Raw genomic sequence first — 14,345 nt, forward strand, 5'->3', positions numbered from 1 at the left:
GTTAAATCCCTGTATGTAAGGAAGCTTCTCTTAACATGAAGTTCCCTTCATCTTCTAAGTGAAGGACAACGAAAAAGAGCAAAAAACAGTCGTGAACTCGGGTTTCCGGTTGTCCTCTTGACTGATCTTTGCTCTTTGTTTGTCCTCACATCGGCGAAGCTTAGGCGTTTGCGCGTTTCAGCTGCTTTAAGGCTACCGCCGCTGCCTGCTGCTCGGCTTCTTTCTTGGATCGGCCACTGCCGCGTCCAAGACATTCGCTTCCCATAAATACCTCAGAGACAAACTCACGTTCATGCGCAGGTCCCCGCTCTTCAACGATACGATATTCCAGCGTACCCATACCGTGATGCTGTGTTAGTTCTTGAAGCTCGGTCTTATAATCGCTCATTTGAGGCCGGCCGTTCACCGTGACCGATCGGAATACATGATCACTCAAAAATGAACGAACTGCCTCTAATCCTTGATCGAGATAGAGCGCCCCCACAAAAGATTCGAACACGTCGGCAAGAAGAGCCGGGCGGGTTCGTCCGCCCGTCATTTCTTCTCCCTTGCCTAAGAGCACATAACGGCCAAAATCCAGTCTTTCAGCAAATTTGACCAACGAGGGCTCGCAAACGATTGCGGCCCGGAGTTTTGTCAGTTCCCCTTCTGGACGATCTGGGTAAAGGTTGTACAAGAACTCACTCACCGTGAGTTCCAGTACGGCGTCACCCAGAAATTCCAGACGCTCGTTATCCTGACTCTGGCTAAAACGATGTTCGTTGACATATGAGGCGTGGGTAAAGGCCTGCTTCAGCAGCATCCCGTTACGAAACTGGATTTGAAGTTTATGCTGTAACTGCTTCAGATCTCCACTCAACACACTGTCCCCTTACTCGGCGTATTTTTTCAGAATAATGGTGGCGTTGTGGCCCCCAAATCCAAACGAATTGGACATAACGATGTTCAATTCGGCTTTTCTTGGTTTATTTGGCACATAATCAAGATCGCATTCTGGATCCTGATCCTCAAGATTAATCGTAGGAACGATCGTCTGGTTTCCAAGGCTCATTGCACAAATAACGGCTTCCACACCGCCTGCAGCACCAAGCAAATGGCCTGTCATCGATTTGGTGGAGCTCACCGCAACTTTATAAGCATGATCGCCCAACGCCATCTTGACTGCCTTGGTCTCCGAACGGTCGCCAACCGGTGTGGATGTTCCATGAGCATTGATATAATCAATGTCTTCCGGAGTAATACCTGCATCTCGAATAGCCATCTTCATACAACGTGCTGCACCATCCGGATTAGGCTCGGTAATGTGGTAGGCATCAGCGCTTAATCCATAACCGATAACCTCAGCGTAAATTTTGGCACCGCGCTTCTGTGCATGCTCCAAAGATTCCAGTATCAGCACCCCAGCACCTTCACCCATTACGAACCCGTCACGCCCAGTATCAAACGGACGGCTTGCCTTCTCAGGCTCATCATTACGGGTTGACATCGCACGCATCGCGCAGAAACCGGCCATGCCTGTTGGACGGATGGTAGCTTCAGCACCACCGCACACCATTACGTCAGCATCTCCGCGCTGAATCAAACGGAAAGAATCACCGATAGAGTGGCTGCCGGTAGCACAGGCGGTCACCTGAGTTGTGTTCGGTCCTTTGGCACCCAAGTTAATCGACATTTGGCCAGAAGCCATATTAGCGATCATCATCGGAATGAAAAACGGACTTACACGCTTAGGGCCCTTTTCCAGCAATATGTTATGCTGGTCTTCCCATGTTCCCAATCCGCCAATGCCGGAGCCAATCGATACACCGACACGTTCTGCTTCAGCGTTAACACCAATCTTAATTCCGCTGTTTTCAAGCGCTTTACTGCCTGCTGCAACCGCAAACTGGACAAAACGGTCCATCTTGCGCGCTTCCTTGCGATCCATGTAATCTTCCGGATTAAAATCCTTTACTGATGCGGCAATCTGTGTCGTATAGCCACTGACATCAAAGGCTTCAACATGCGACACACCAGATTTACCACTCATCAGACTATTCCAAAATGTTTCGAGGTCTTGACCCAAGGAGGTCATGACACCCATTCCTGTTACAACCACTCTTTGATTCAAACAGACTCACCTCTATATGGACTGCCCCTACTTTTCCAAAGACTGCAGAAAGTTCAGGGCAGCAATAATCTATCAAATTGATTTAATACATGAAATTCATTTTCTTGAAATGTGGAGAAGTCCCGCCTTACAACAAGAACGGGACTCAACTTTAAGACTTAGGTATGAGATTGTATGTACTTAACAACTTCACCTACGGTCGTAATTTTCTCTGCATCTTCATCAGAGATCTCCATATCAAACTCATCTTCCAATTCCATCACCAATTCTACTACGTCGAGAGAATCAGCTCCAAGATCATCTTTGAAAGATGCTTCTAATGTTACGTCGGCTTCGTCAGCACCCAGGCGGTCGACGACGATGCGTTTCACGCGTTCCAATACATCGGACATCCGGCTCACCTCCTCTTTGGTAATTATACGAGATATGATTTCAAATTGCCATAGAAGGCAATTGAAAACGTTATTTATTGCGACGGATTTGCTGTCATGACGAAACCGTCCTTACATATACATCCCGCCGTCTACATGCAGGACCTGCCCCGTCATATATGACGCTCCGGAAGAGGCCAGGAAAGTAACGACATCTGCGATCTCTTCCGGCTTTCCAAGACGTGCAAGCGGGATATCTCCCATAAGCTTTTCACGCATGTCTTCCGGCAGCTCCCGCGTCATGTCTGTATCAATAAATCCAGGCGCAACCGCGTTTACTGTAATTCCACGAGAAGCAAGCTCACGTGCTGCCGATTTCGTCAGACCGATGACTCCTGCCTTCGCTGCAACATAGTTGGCTTGTCCCGGATTACCGAGCGCTCCTACAACAGATGAAATATTAATGATGCGCCCATAACGCTGCTTCATCATCGGACGGGTTACCGCTTTGAGACAGTTAAACACACCCTTTAGATTTGTTTCGATCACTTGATCGAATTCTTCTTCTTTCATCCGCATGATTAAATTATCTCTAGTAATCCCCGCATTATTCACCAGAATATCAATTCTGCCCCATGCATCGATTACTTGCTTAACGAGAGCATCAGCTTCAGCGCTGATTCCGACATTGGCTTTCAAGGCAATCGCCTCTACGCCTTTGGCCCGTATTTCAGCTATAACTTCATTGGCGGCAGCCTCATTACCAGAATAATTCACAGCGACATTAGCCCCCATGCCCGCTAATGCGAGTGCAATACTGCGCCCGATACCGCGGGAAGCGCCTGTAACCAGAGCCGTTTGCCCTTTTAAAGCTTCGATCATGAATGTACCTCCTTTCCTCGAGTTTACCCATCTAACTGCTGCTTCAACTCATTAGAGGTTGTTCAAAATTTTTTTGAACACGAACTTAAAGAGTTTCAAGCTCTTTAATGCTGCTTAGACTGTTAATATTGATAAGCTTCACACTTTTATCAATTTTCTTAATTAATCCGGTAAGAACATTGCCCGGCCCAATCTCTACAAAGGTATCGACGCCTTGACTGATCATCCATTCCACACTGTCCTGCCATAAAACCGGGGAATAGACCTGTTCCACCAGCAGTTTCCGGATTTCTTCAACGTCGCTGACCGGAAGAGCAGTCACGTTGGCTACAACAGGCACAGCCGGAGCAGACAACTTAACATCTTTCAGCTTCCCAGCGAGACGATCAGCTGCATCTTTCATCAGAGATGAGTGGAAAGGACCGCTGACTTCCAGCGGAATAGCCCGCTTGCCGCCTGCTTCTTTCACACGTTCTGCAGCAGCGCCCACACCTTCTGCGGAACCGGAAATGACGATCTGACCCGGACAGTTCATGTTAGCAAGCTCAACAGGTGTTCCATCCTCTGAAATACTGCAGCACAGATTGCTTAACGCTTCACGGTCGGCTCCCAGGACAGCAGCCATAGCACCTTGTCCGCCTGGTACAGCTTGCTCCATATACTCACCGCGCGCACGGACAATCACCACGGCCTCCTCTAAAGACAAAACTCCTGCAGCTACCAGTGCACTGTATTCACCAAGGCTGTGACCGGCCACATAATCGGGAGTGATACCCTTTTCGCGGAAGGCCTCCAAATATGCCACGCTCGCAGCAAGAAGTGCAGGCTGTGTGTTGTAGGTTTGCTTCAGTTCCTGTTCGGGACCTTCAAATATAATAGAGCTAAGCGAAAATCCAAGACTTTCATCGGCGGTTTCAATGACTCGCCGGGAAGAGGGAATCTCTTCAAACACATCTTTAGCCATACCTATCGACTGTGCACCCTGTCCGGGAAACACAAATGCTATTTTGCCCAAATGTACGGCTCCTCTCAGCTGATTTAATTTAAAATTACCATTTAAGTACGGATGCTCCCCAAGTCAGACCCCCGCCAAAACCAACCATAACGACGGTATCGCCTTCCTTTATACGGCCCTCTTCGCGCGCCTCTACCAGAGCCAACGGAACGGAAGCTGCCGAGGTGTTGGCATACTTGTCTACATTGATCATAACTTTTTCATCCGGGAGATTTAAACGCTCCTTTGCGGATTGAATAATCCGGACATTTGCCTGGTGAGGAATAAACAGGTCGATATTTTCTTTGGTTACACCCGCTTTGGACAATACCGTCTCTGTTGCAGAGCTCATGACCCGAACAGCGAATTTGAACACTTCACGTCCGTTCATATAGATAAAATGCTTATTTGCTTCCAGTGTATCCGCTGAAGCTGGCAAACGGGAGCCGCCTGCTTCGAGATACAAATGAGCGCCGCCAGCGCCCTCTGCTCCAAGGTCAAACGCTTGGAAGCCGCGTCCTTGCGGCACTTCACCAAGAATGACTGCACCTGCACCGTCACCGAACAAGACGCAAGTATTGCGGTCCGTGTAATCTGTAATTCGCGACAGACAATCTGCGCCAATCACGAGCGCATTGTTGTACATTCCTGTCTGCAAGAAATTCGTTGCCGTCGCCAGCCCATAGACGAATCCTGAGCAGGCTGCCGACAAGTCAAACGCTGCCGCTTTTTTCGCGCCAAGACGATCCTGAAGCAAGCAAGCCGTGGAAGGAAAGGACATGTCGGGCGTAACGGTAGCTACGATGATCAGATCCAGATCCTGTCCCGTCATTCCAGCTGACTCCAATGCCTTTACAGCGGCTTCGTAGGCCAGATCCGAAGTTGCCTGATCCGGTGACGCGATATGCCGCTCCTTAATGCCTGTGCGAGAGACGATCCACTCATCGCTCGTTTCCACCATTTTTTCCAAATCACTGTTCGTTAAAATTTTCTCAGGGACATATTTGCCAGTACCAATAATACCAACCGAACGTAAATTGTTGTTCATATTCTCACTCACTTCCCGCTAATTTCGTTTGAAATGCTTTCGACCAAACGATTTTGCATGGCTACTCGAGCTTGACGAACCGCATTTTTAATTGCGTTGCCGTCTGCTGAGCCGTGGCTCTTGACCACAAGACCGCTTAATCCAAGGAGAGGTGCCCCTCCGTGCTCTTTGTAATCCATGACTGACTTTAGATTTTTTAGCTGTGGCATCATCATGGCGGCTGCCAATTTTGTCTTCAATGACTGACTGAACTGTTCCTTAAGCAGTGAGAATAGCGCTCCAGCGGTTCCTTCGATCGATTTCAACAGGATGTTTCCCGCGAATCCGTCGCAAACCAGTACGTCGCAAACGCCGTTCATTACATCACGAGCCTCCACATTGCCAACAAAATGGATCGGGAGTTGTTCAAGCAGAGGGTATGCATGCTTCGTCAATTCGTTGCCTTTGCCTGGTTCCGTTCCGACATTCAGCAAGCCTACACGAGGCTTGGAAACTCCGTGAACCTTTTCACGGTACAAGCTTCCCATCAGTGCATACTGCTGCAAATGCTCCGGCTTGGAATCCATATTCGCACCCAAATCCAATGCTAGTACACCTTTACCGTCCAGTGTAGGAATCATCGGTGCCAGTGCAGGACGTTCAATACCCTGCATCCGTCCCACAACGAGCAATCCGGTTGTCATCAGTGCACCTGTATTCCCTGCCGAAATCATGGCTTCCGCTTCACCCTCACGGATCATTCTTCCGGCAACAACCATCGAGGCATCCTTCTTGCGGCGCACTGCCTTAACGGGCTCGTCTTCCGCCTCAATGATCTCGCTCGCATGGCGCAATATCAGGTTCGAGGGCCGCTCCTTGAGAAACGGCTCCATTCGTCCCTGATCGCCGACAAGAATGATCTCGGTGTCTTTCCATTCCTGTGCTGCAGCTACCGCTCCTTCCACCGTGCTCTGCGGAGCGTTGTCACCGCCCATGGCGTCTATAGCAACTCTCATGTTGTATCCTCCTTTGCTTGGCTCTGTTACTCTCCTGTCGACCGGTATACGATGAAATTACCCTGGAACACCATTTCATCACTGACATAAGTGAACACTTCAACTTTAGCCTTGTCCTTCTGGCCTGCGTTTGAACGCACATATGCTTTTGCAATACACTTCTCTCCAAGCCGAACCTGCCGTAAAAAACGGATATCCGCCGAGGAAGTGAGCGCAATTTCATCATTGATAACGGCGACCGCCAAAGAATTAGCCTGAGCAAAAACATAATGTCCTCTCGCAATCAGCGTCTTACTGAATACATGCTCATCCCGGATCTCGAATATCGATATGCCGCTCTTGTCCAACTGTAAATCCACCACATCACCGACCACCTCATCCAGTGACAGTGAACGGACCTGATCGTATGAGTGCTCCGCCATCTGTTTCATCCGCTCTCGAAGCTCAGGAATGCCGAGTTCCATCCGGTCGAGGCGAATCGTCTGTATGCTCACTTTAAGCTGGCGCGTCAGCTCACGGTCCGTGACAAAAGGGTTATCATCAATCAGCTGAATCAAACTCTGGTGCCGGTCTTTTTTGGTTAGACGTTCGATGATGATACAACTCCTTCTGCCGCAAGGGCGCCATTCTCATAATATATGTAAAAGTTAAACCTTAATATTAGAACCTGGTACTAATGTGTAGTATAAATCATGTTAGTATAAAAAGAAAGAGGCAACCAGACAAAAAAAATAGCACCTCACCAGAGATGAAGTACTACTTGTTAAAAACTATTGTTTGATGATCTCTCTTGCTTTGTACGTTCCGCACACTTTACATACGCGGTGAGCAAGTTTCAATTCTCCGCACTGTTCGCATTTCACCATACCTGGCACAGCCAGTTTAAAATGAGTACGACGCTTATCACGACGTGTTTTGGACGTTCTACGTTGAGGTACTGCCATGTTCCCACCTCCTTATCAGTTCAACCCGCTTTCACGGGATGTCATATCCATCATCATTTAAAAAAGTCCTTCAGCCCAGCCAGCCTCGGGTCGATCACTTCTGTGTCGCAATCGCAGGAGTCTTGGTTCAGATCTTTACCACAACTTGGGCAAAGTCCCTTACAATCCTCACTGCAAACCGGGGCCAGCGGCAAGTAGAGCACCAATGCTTCTTCCACATACTGAGCGAGATCCACACTCTCGCCTTTCACGTACGTGATGTCTTCATCTCCATCCTGAACATCGTCAGGATTCTCTACCGGCTGGAATACTTCATGAAAAGGGATGTCCAGTTGTTCAGTAACCGACTTAAGACAGCGAGAGCATTTTATCTCAAGCTGACCTTGTAACCGTCCACGAACGTCTACCGAGCCCGTGATGGATGGAGTCGCCTTTAGGTCCACTTCAAGCGGTGTTACGGCGATAATCTCCTTCCGGCCTTTAACAGCACGGCTTACATCCACGGTTTGATGGAACTGTAACGGTTGATCGCTGGTTGTCAATTTTCGAAATTGAATAAGCATATCCATCACTCCAAACAAACAAAGATTATTATACCGATTTATAGAGACTTTTGTCAACAGCATTTCCTGCAAGTTTCACGCTGAACTTGTTATTGCAGTATAGTACTGACATGGCCGTGTACCTTCAATTATTCTTGCAGAACAATCAAAGAATTATGATATATTTTTAGCACAAGGAGTTGGTATTGGTGAAAACTGTTGGAATTATCGTGGAGTACAACCCGCTGCACAACGGCCATGTGCTTCATTATACAAGATCCAAAGAAATAACGGGTGCCGAAGCCGTAGTTGCGGTCATGAGTGGCCCATTTCTGCAGCGCGGAGAACCTGCGCTCGTTAATAAGCGGGCCCGTACAGAAATGGCTTTACGAATGGGTGTTGATCTTGTCATCGAGCTGCCAACAACCTATGCTGTGCAGCCTGCAGAATGGTTCGCATACGGTGCTTGTGCTCTTCTGAATGCAACCGGGGTCGTGGACTGCCTTTCCTTCGGCTCTGAAAGCGGAACACTCCAGGATATCCTTCCGCTTGCTGAAAGGCTTACCGAGGAAAGCGGAGAGCTCCGTCAGGAAATTGCAAAGCGCATGTCGTCCGGGAGTAATTTTCCATCCGCATATGCCGCTGCAGCCGCAGCCGTAACCGGTGCCTCAGAAACATCCATACATACTTTAACACAGCTGCTATCTCAGCCCAACAACTCGCTGGGTCTGCATTACTTGATAGCACTTAAACGACTCGGTAGCCAGATCGTTCCTTATACAATTCCACGGGACAGTGCGCAGTATCACGATTTAGTACCTGCTGCCCCATCCATTGCCAGCGCAACTTCCGTCCGGAAGCTGATTCTGGAAAGAGGGCTTGATTCAGTAGCTTCGTACGTCCCGGATTATACCCTTGATATTCTTCACCGGGAATTCACTGAAGGACTTGGGCCCATGGACTGGGAAAGGTTCCGTCAGCCGATGTTCCATGCTCTTTTTACACAAGATGTCGCTAAGCTGGAGTTGTATCATGAAGTTACCGAAGGTTTGGAGCACCGGATTCATCGGCTTCTCCCCCAGCTTGCGGAGCCAACTGTGGAATCTTTACTGGACGCGTTAAAGACCAAGCGCTATACCCGAACTAAGCTGCAGCGTATGCTTCTGCACATTTTGCTTCATCACAACAAATCCGAGATGACGCGTAAGCAGCTCGAAGAAGGACCGGGCTATATCCGTATCCTCGGATTCAGCGCAACAGGACGAGCTCTGCTTAAGGAAATGAAAGAGACGGCCTCACTCCCGGTGATCGTGAGACCGTCCACCTTCAATCATCCCCATCTGGCGCGGGATCTCGAAGCGGCAGCCATATATGCTAACGCATGCCCGAAACCCTCCGTATCAGCGATGTTCAGCGATTATTTTCTGCCTCCGGTTACCCTTTAGGAGGCAGATTGTTCATGTAATCGACTGCATCCTGCAGCTTGTCAACCGGGACCAGTTTCATGGCGGTACCAATGCGGTCTGCTTTGGCCTTCGCTTCGTCGTAATTTTTGCGCGGAACGAAGAATAGCTCCGCCCCTTCCCGATGGGCGGCCACGATTTTATGTTTCACTCCACCGATCGGCCCTACCGTTCCCTCTTTATCGATGGTTCCGGTTCCGGCCACACGGTAGCCTTTACTCAAATCCCCAGGTGTGAGTTGATTGTAAATCTCCATCGTAAACATAAGACCAGCTGAAGGACCACCGATCTTGGTGTCGGTGAAGGTTATACGATCATCCGGATTGTCTGGTTCGATCTTCTGCATTGTGGCGATGATTACGCCTAAACCGGGCCGTTCGGATCCGGTTTTGTCGTCCTTAATCGCGACCAAATGCACCTGTTCAGTTACAGGTTTACCGCCACGCTCTAGTTTCACTTCAACAACGTCTCCGACCTTTTTTGCAGACATCAGCTCTGCTAGCTTGGCATTGTCTGAAGCCGGATTCCCATCCACGGACAGAAGCTTGTCGCCAGGATGAAAAAACTCCTTATTCGCCGAATCCCTCGGAACCGAAATGACAAACATGTAAGCCGGGATAATCCTGTAATCAATACCCGCCGCATGATAAGCTGCTTCCATCGCCAGAGACTGAGAGGAATTCATGTAATACACCTGGGTAGCCGCATACTCCTCTTTACTTTGGTTGCCAAGCTTCTCTTCTTTTTGTACCACTTCCGCATTTGAATTAAACGCAGCCATAATCAGCAGTGCCGTATTGGCATAACTCGCCGAGACCGTTGTCAGCATAAAAGTACCCTCTTCAGCTGGGTCACCTTTTTCAACAGAAATCATCGGTCTTATTTCCTCAGCGCTACCCGGCTGATACACCATGTAAGGTGTGGGCATGTACACAACCACGTACAGCAAAATTCCAACAAGCACAAGATATAAAAGTACTCTTAATCCACTTGGTTTAACGGTTTTTTTCATGGTTTTCCCTTCCCTCTGGTATGTCTCTCGCCACTCCTGACACCGCATATGGTCTGACGGTTGTCTCCTCTGCATAAAATGGTACTAGCCATGTTTACGCGGAGAGGAGAATCCTTATGAATAAAGCTAATGCCGTCAACCGGTCTTCCAGCCTGTGGACCACCGTTCTTCTTGGAGCCGCAGCTTTTCTGCTGGTACTGGCTGTCGTCAGCGCTCCTGAATCTGCGTTTCAAGCCTCTCTTCAAGCTTTAAAACTGTGGTGGAACATTGTATTCCCCGCCCTGCTCCCTTTTCTTGTCCTTGTAGAGATTATTATTGCCTATGGCTGGGCTCACGGTGTCGGTATTCTTCTGGATCCCTTCATGCGAAAAATATTCAAAGTGTCTGGTAGCGGGGGCGCGGTGCTGATTACCGGAATGATTGCAGGCTTTCCAGCAGGGTCCCAGGTTACTGCCAGTATGGTGAAACAAGGAGATCTCGGTGCCCAAGAAGCCGAAAGACTCGCCGCTCTATCGCATTTCTGCAACCCGATGACCATCATGGTCGTGATCGGCACCGGACTTCTTCATCAGCCTGCGGCCGGATATTTCCTGCTGATTGTTCACTGGTCTGCCGGTTTGCTGGCAGCGTGGACATACTCACTCAAGCGAAGAGGTCTGGACCGAGCGGAACTTGAACACCCAGCAGGATCAAATAAATTCATAAAACAGACAAAAAACGCCTCATTACTGCTTCGTGCGGCAAATGCAGCTTCCGAGGCACGTACGCGTGATGGACGCAGCTTCGGCAAGCTGCTTGGTGATTCCGTTACACGTTCGGTCCAGACGCTAATGATGACCGGCGGCTTTATAATGATTTTTGCGGTCATCGTTAAAGTGTTGTCCACTTATTTGTTTCCGTATGCTCCTTCCTACACAGCAGGCCTGTTGGAAATTCATATTGGAGCCCAGATCATTAGTGAAGGCACTTTTTCATCCTCTTCATTCCAATTGGCAATTCTGTCAGCCATGCTCGCATGGAGCGGTATCAGCGCACACCTTCAGAGCCTTTCGGCGCTTGCAATAGGCAGCACGAAATGGATGGTGTTCGCTGGAAAAAGACTTCTGCATGCAGCTTACGCCTTCTGCCTCGCTATCATCTTTTGGAAACCCGTCGGTTCCATTACTTCCGCAGTGCTTCCGGCATTCGGTGTTGTACCGCAAAAACCTCTGCAAGATGAGCACATATTTAACCTATGGGGCGGTTTTCATGTAGTTCTGAAGTGGCAAATTTTAACCGCTCTTATCTTAATGTGCTTATTTTGGATCGGCTCCCGTTTTATTTCCCGACATTCCCGTTAAACTTCTGACGGAGCGCTTTATCAACCTCCGGGCTCACCAAATCGGTCGTGTCTCCGTTGAAATGGGCAATTTCTTTAACAAGACTGGAACTGAGATAAGAATACTTCGGATTGGTCATCATGAATATCGTTTCTGCATCAGGATTCAGCTTGTGGTTCGTGGATGCCATCGTCAGCTCGTATTCAAAATCAGTAACCGACCGGATTCCGCGTACAATAACTTGGGCATTTTTTTTACGGACATAGTTAGCAAGCAAATCCCGGAAGCCGTCCACCTCCACATTCGGCAAATGCGATGTGACTTGGCTGAGCAATTCCTTTCGTTCCTCTAAGGTAAAGAGGGGGTTTTTGCTTAAGTTGTTAAGCACGGCCACGATCAAAAGATCGAACTGTTTAGAAGCCCTTGTAATAATATCCATATGCCCCATCGTTACAGGATCAAAGCTGCCTGGATAAACGGCAACGCGATATGTACTTTTTTGCTGTCTTTTCATTGATGTTATTCCTCCTCGCCGGATTTCTCCGACTCGCTTTCAAGTTGTTCATACTCATATATCGATACGGTGGTCTCACCATATTTGGCTGTTCGCAAATGGCAGAAGCCGCTAATTTCCTCGGGATACGAATAGCTTGACTCGTATTCCAGCACCAATAAGGCTCCTGCACTTAGCAGCCCCCGGGTTGCCATCTCAGTCATCAAGACATCACCGTTTTTCATTCGATAAGGAGGGTCCAGGAACACGAGGTCGAAGATATACTTCCTCTTTTCCAATGCTTTTATTGCCCTTCCCGCTTCATTACGATACATTTCAGCACAGGGTTCAAAGCCCGTTGATTTCAGGTTAGCCTTGATCGTATCAATGCTCTTCGGTTCCATATCGATAAATACAGCCCGCTCCATTCCCCGGCTCAGCGCCTCAATTCCAAGTCCGCCTGTACCGGCAAACAAATCCAGAACGGTCCCTCCATCAAAATACGGACCAATCATGCTGAAGATCGCTTCTTTCACTTTATCCGTCGTCGGACGGGTACCCATGCCCGGCACGCTTTTCAGTGGCCTGCCTTTGGCTCTTCCCGCTACTACTCTCACTGCAAATCTCACCCGTTCCATGTCCAAATGTTGAATGCCGACAAACAGAAACGACTTCGTCGTACCTCTCAAATGACGACGGCGTTTCTGCGAGAAATATAAGCCAAGTATAAGTGAATTCTTAAACTTGCTTATATTTTGAAAAAGGCATTTTATGAGATTATCGTAACACAATCACCCCGCATATGAAAAATGAATCATACCCGCCTTCAAATATTTTTAATAAACAGGTATATTTCCATCTGTGAGGGGCATCCTTGAACTATCGACATCAACGTATGTCGTAGACAACCGCGGAGAAGACTTACGTTTCCCCATAAGCTCTTCGTCCGGTTTCTCCTCTCCCATGATGGAACCTCCTCGGAGGTTCCTGAACAAAAGCCCTGTAGAGTCAAGATTTTTACAGGGCTTTTGTTCTTTTTTATCTTAGGGGTAAGAACTGTATAGAAGGCTTTATGTATTAGGATACATGGCTCAGTAAACATTATGATGGTTGGATGATTCGCTGGGTTAAAGACGATTATTATTTCAAAATGAATAGCGATCAATTGAATTTAGATGAAATGATTGCTATAGCTACTCAAGTAACGTGATGTGATAAGTAATGTTGTATGTAATACAACATTGGAGAATCAGAATGTCTGAACCTACTGATATTGTTGTAGATTCTACAACAATCCCTTCTGGAAAGAGGTGAATAAATGATCTCCTCTCTTACTTATTGTATTGAATACAACAATTCGTCCTTCGCCACTTTATAACGGAATAAAATTGCACTTTATACAACACTGACTTAAATCCTGTTGGATGATATGAGCAGTCACTTTCCACGTATGGGGGTTCATTCAAGTTCATATAGGTTTTCCATATGTGTATCAGTGATTTAAGCAATAAAACCCAGCCTATATGGCAGGGTTTTATATCGACGGTCTCTACTCGTCACAGTTTGGCCCGCGTTCGTCTATCGTGGGCCAGTATCAAGGATTAGATAAATGCGCCTGTAATAATCACCATGAACAATTCCAAAATGGCACCTACAGAAGAGCCCATTCCGTATCCACCGTAACCTCCAGCTGCTCCGCTCTCATTAATCCCTCCTCTTTTGATCATAAGATTGATGAATTCGCCTATCAGCTTTAGCGCCGACGTAGCTTAAAGAAGAAAGTAGTTTTTCTTGCGAGATGAGGTTGCTGTTTACTCCGAAGTTTATACTTTCTTATCTCATAAAAAAAAGCGTGCCGATATATTCATCGGACGCGCTGATCCATATAACATTCTATATATCTGCATAATTACTTTACCGCTTCATTCACAGAATTCTTGTCAGGTAACTCAGAACGTCTGCGCCGATCGATGAGCCCTTCTTCTCCATGTTCCCGATATTTCCGCATCCACACCTTCAGCCGACCGATATCAGATATCTCCAAGGCTTCTGCAACTTCTTTTTTTGTCATTCCATCCAGCCGCATGGCGACTGCCTTCTTTTTAGTCTCCAGACTGTAATAATGAAAAATCTGTCCCTTTTTCGCCATTGATATCACCTCTACCGATATAT

18 protein-coding genes are annotated in these 14,345 nt (G+C 47.8%); 2 read left to right on the forward strand and 16 right to left on the reverse strand.

Annotated elements, in window-relative coordinates; all coding sequences use genetic code 11:
* Positions 1–160: 160 nt before the first annotated feature.
* From rnc to MNQ98_RS19925, 10 genes are all read right to left on the reverse strand, one after another.
* Positions 161–859: a ribonuclease III gene (gene rnc, locus MNQ98_RS19880; RefSeq protein WP_277883673.1), complete on the reverse strand. Its 699-nt coding sequence runs from the start codon at positions 857–859 to the stop codon at positions 161–163.
* Positions 860–871: 12 nt separating this feature from the next.
* Entirely contained in the window at positions 872–2,110 is a 1,239-nt protein-coding gene (fabF, locus tag MNQ98_RS19885) for a beta-ketoacyl-ACP synthase II (protein ID WP_241929792.1), read from the reverse strand.
* Positions 2,111–2,268: 158 nt separating this feature from the next.
* Entirely contained in the window at positions 2,269–2,502 is a 234-nt protein-coding gene (gene acpP / locus MNQ98_RS19890) for an acyl carrier protein (protein ID WP_046677908.1), read from the reverse strand.
* Between the two features lie 111 nt (positions 2,503–2,613).
* The gene (gene fabG, locus MNQ98_RS19895) at positions 2,614–3,363 is read right to left on the reverse strand and encodes a 3-oxoacyl-[acyl-carrier-protein] reductase (RefSeq protein WP_241929793.1); all 750 of its coding nucleotides are present in this window, start codon (positions 3,361–3,363) and stop codon (positions 2,614–2,616) included.
* An 85-nt stretch (positions 3,364–3,448) separates the two neighbouring features.
* Positions 3,449–4,378, reverse strand: coding sequence for an ACP S-malonyltransferase (gene fabD / locus MNQ98_RS19900; RefSeq protein WP_241929794.1), 930 nt, complete (start codon positions 4,376–4,378; stop codon positions 3,449–3,451).
* A 34-nt stretch (positions 4,379–4,412) separates the two neighbouring features.
* Positions 4,413–5,405 (reverse strand): beta-ketoacyl-ACP synthase III, encoded by a 993-nt coding sequence (locus tag MNQ98_RS19905; RefSeq protein WP_241929795.1) that lies wholly within the window; start codon positions 5,403–5,405, stop codon positions 4,413–4,415.
* A gap of 8 nt (positions 5,406–5,413) precedes the next feature.
* Entirely contained in the window at positions 5,414–6,400 is a 987-nt protein-coding gene (gene plsX / locus MNQ98_RS19910; RefSeq protein WP_241929796.1) for a phosphate acyltransferase PlsX, read from the reverse strand.
* A 26-nt stretch (positions 6,401–6,426) separates the two neighbouring features.
* The gene (fapR, locus tag MNQ98_RS19915; protein ID WP_241933983.1) at positions 6,427–6,999 is read right to left on the reverse strand and encodes a transcription factor FapR; all 573 of its coding nucleotides are present in this window, start codon (positions 6,997–6,999) and stop codon (positions 6,427–6,429) included.
* Between the two features lie 171 nt (positions 7,000–7,170).
* Positions 7,171–7,344: a 50S ribosomal protein L32 gene (gene rpmF, locus MNQ98_RS19920; protein ID WP_006211382.1), complete on the reverse strand. Its 174-nt coding sequence runs from the start codon at positions 7,342–7,344 to the stop codon at positions 7,171–7,173.
* Positions 7,345–7,397: 53 nt separating this feature from the next.
* On the reverse strand, positions 7,398–7,907 hold the full coding sequence (locus MNQ98_RS19925) for a YceD family protein (protein ID WP_241929797.1): 510 nt from the start codon (positions 7,905–7,907) through the stop codon (positions 7,398–7,400).
* A gap of 188 nt (positions 7,908–8,095) precedes the next feature.
* Between MNQ98_RS19925 and MNQ98_RS19930 the strand changes: the two genes are divergently transcribed.
* On the forward strand, positions 8,096–9,331 hold the full coding sequence (locus MNQ98_RS19930) for a nucleotidyltransferase (protein WP_241929798.1): 1,236 nt from the start codon (positions 8,096–8,098) through the stop codon (positions 9,329–9,331).
* On the opposite strand, the gene MNQ98_RS19935 is transcribed toward MNQ98_RS19930, so the two are convergent.
* Positions 9,321–10,361, reverse strand: coding sequence for a SepM family pheromone-processing serine protease (locus tag MNQ98_RS19935; RefSeq protein ID WP_241929799.1), 1,041 nt, complete (start codon positions 10,359–10,361; stop codon positions 9,321–9,323). The genes MNQ98_RS19930 and MNQ98_RS19935 overlap by 11 nt on opposite strands.
* A 116-nt stretch (positions 10,362–10,477) precedes the next feature.
* Between MNQ98_RS19935 and MNQ98_RS19940 the strand changes: the two genes are divergently transcribed.
* Positions 10,478–11,701 (forward strand): nucleoside recognition domain-containing protein, encoded by a 1,224-nt coding sequence (locus MNQ98_RS19940; RefSeq protein WP_241929800.1) that lies wholly within the window; start codon positions 10,478–10,480, stop codon positions 11,699–11,701.
* On the opposite strand, the gene coaD is transcribed toward MNQ98_RS19940, so the two are convergent.
* The 5 genes from coaD to MNQ98_RS19960 form a co-directional block, all read right to left on the reverse strand.
* Positions 11,679–12,194, reverse strand: coding sequence for a pantetheine-phosphate adenylyltransferase (gene coaD, locus MNQ98_RS19945; RefSeq protein ID WP_241929801.1), 516 nt, complete (start codon positions 12,192–12,194; stop codon positions 11,679–11,681). The two genes, MNQ98_RS19940 and coaD, sit on opposite strands and share 23 nt — an antisense overlap.
* A 5-nt stretch (positions 12,195–12,199) precedes the next feature.
* Positions 12,200–12,790 carry a 16S rRNA (guanine(966)-N(2))-methyltransferase RsmD gene (rsmD, locus tag MNQ98_RS19950; protein WP_241929802.1) on the reverse strand — a complete coding sequence of 197 codons (591 nt, stop codon included), beginning with the start codon at positions 12,788–12,790 and terminating at the stop codon, positions 12,200–12,202.
* 219 nt (positions 12,791–13,009) lie between these two features.
* Positions 13,010–13,138, reverse strand: a complete 129-nt coding sequence (locus MNQ98_RS29650; RefSeq protein ID WP_277883674.1) for a hypothetical protein — start codon at positions 13,136–13,138, stop codon at positions 13,010–13,012.
* A gap of 636 nt (positions 13,139–13,774) precedes the next feature.
* A complete protein-coding gene (locus tag MNQ98_RS19955; RefSeq protein WP_241929803.1) occupies positions 13,775–13,900 on the reverse strand; it encodes a YjcZ family sporulation protein in 126 nt (41 codons plus the stop codon).
* Between the two features lie 182 nt (positions 13,901–14,082).
* On the reverse strand, positions 14,083–14,322 hold the full coding sequence (locus tag MNQ98_RS19960; RefSeq protein ID WP_241929804.1) for a helix-turn-helix domain-containing protein: 240 nt from the start codon (positions 14,320–14,322) through the stop codon (positions 14,083–14,085).
* Between the last annotated feature and the right edge of the window lie 23 nt (positions 14,323–14,345).

The sequence above is a fragment of the Paenibacillus sp. N3/727 genome (genome assembly GCF_022637315.1).
Lineage (GTDB): Bacteria > Bacillota > Bacilli > Paenibacillales > Paenibacillaceae > Paenibacillus_AQ > Paenibacillus_AQ uliginis.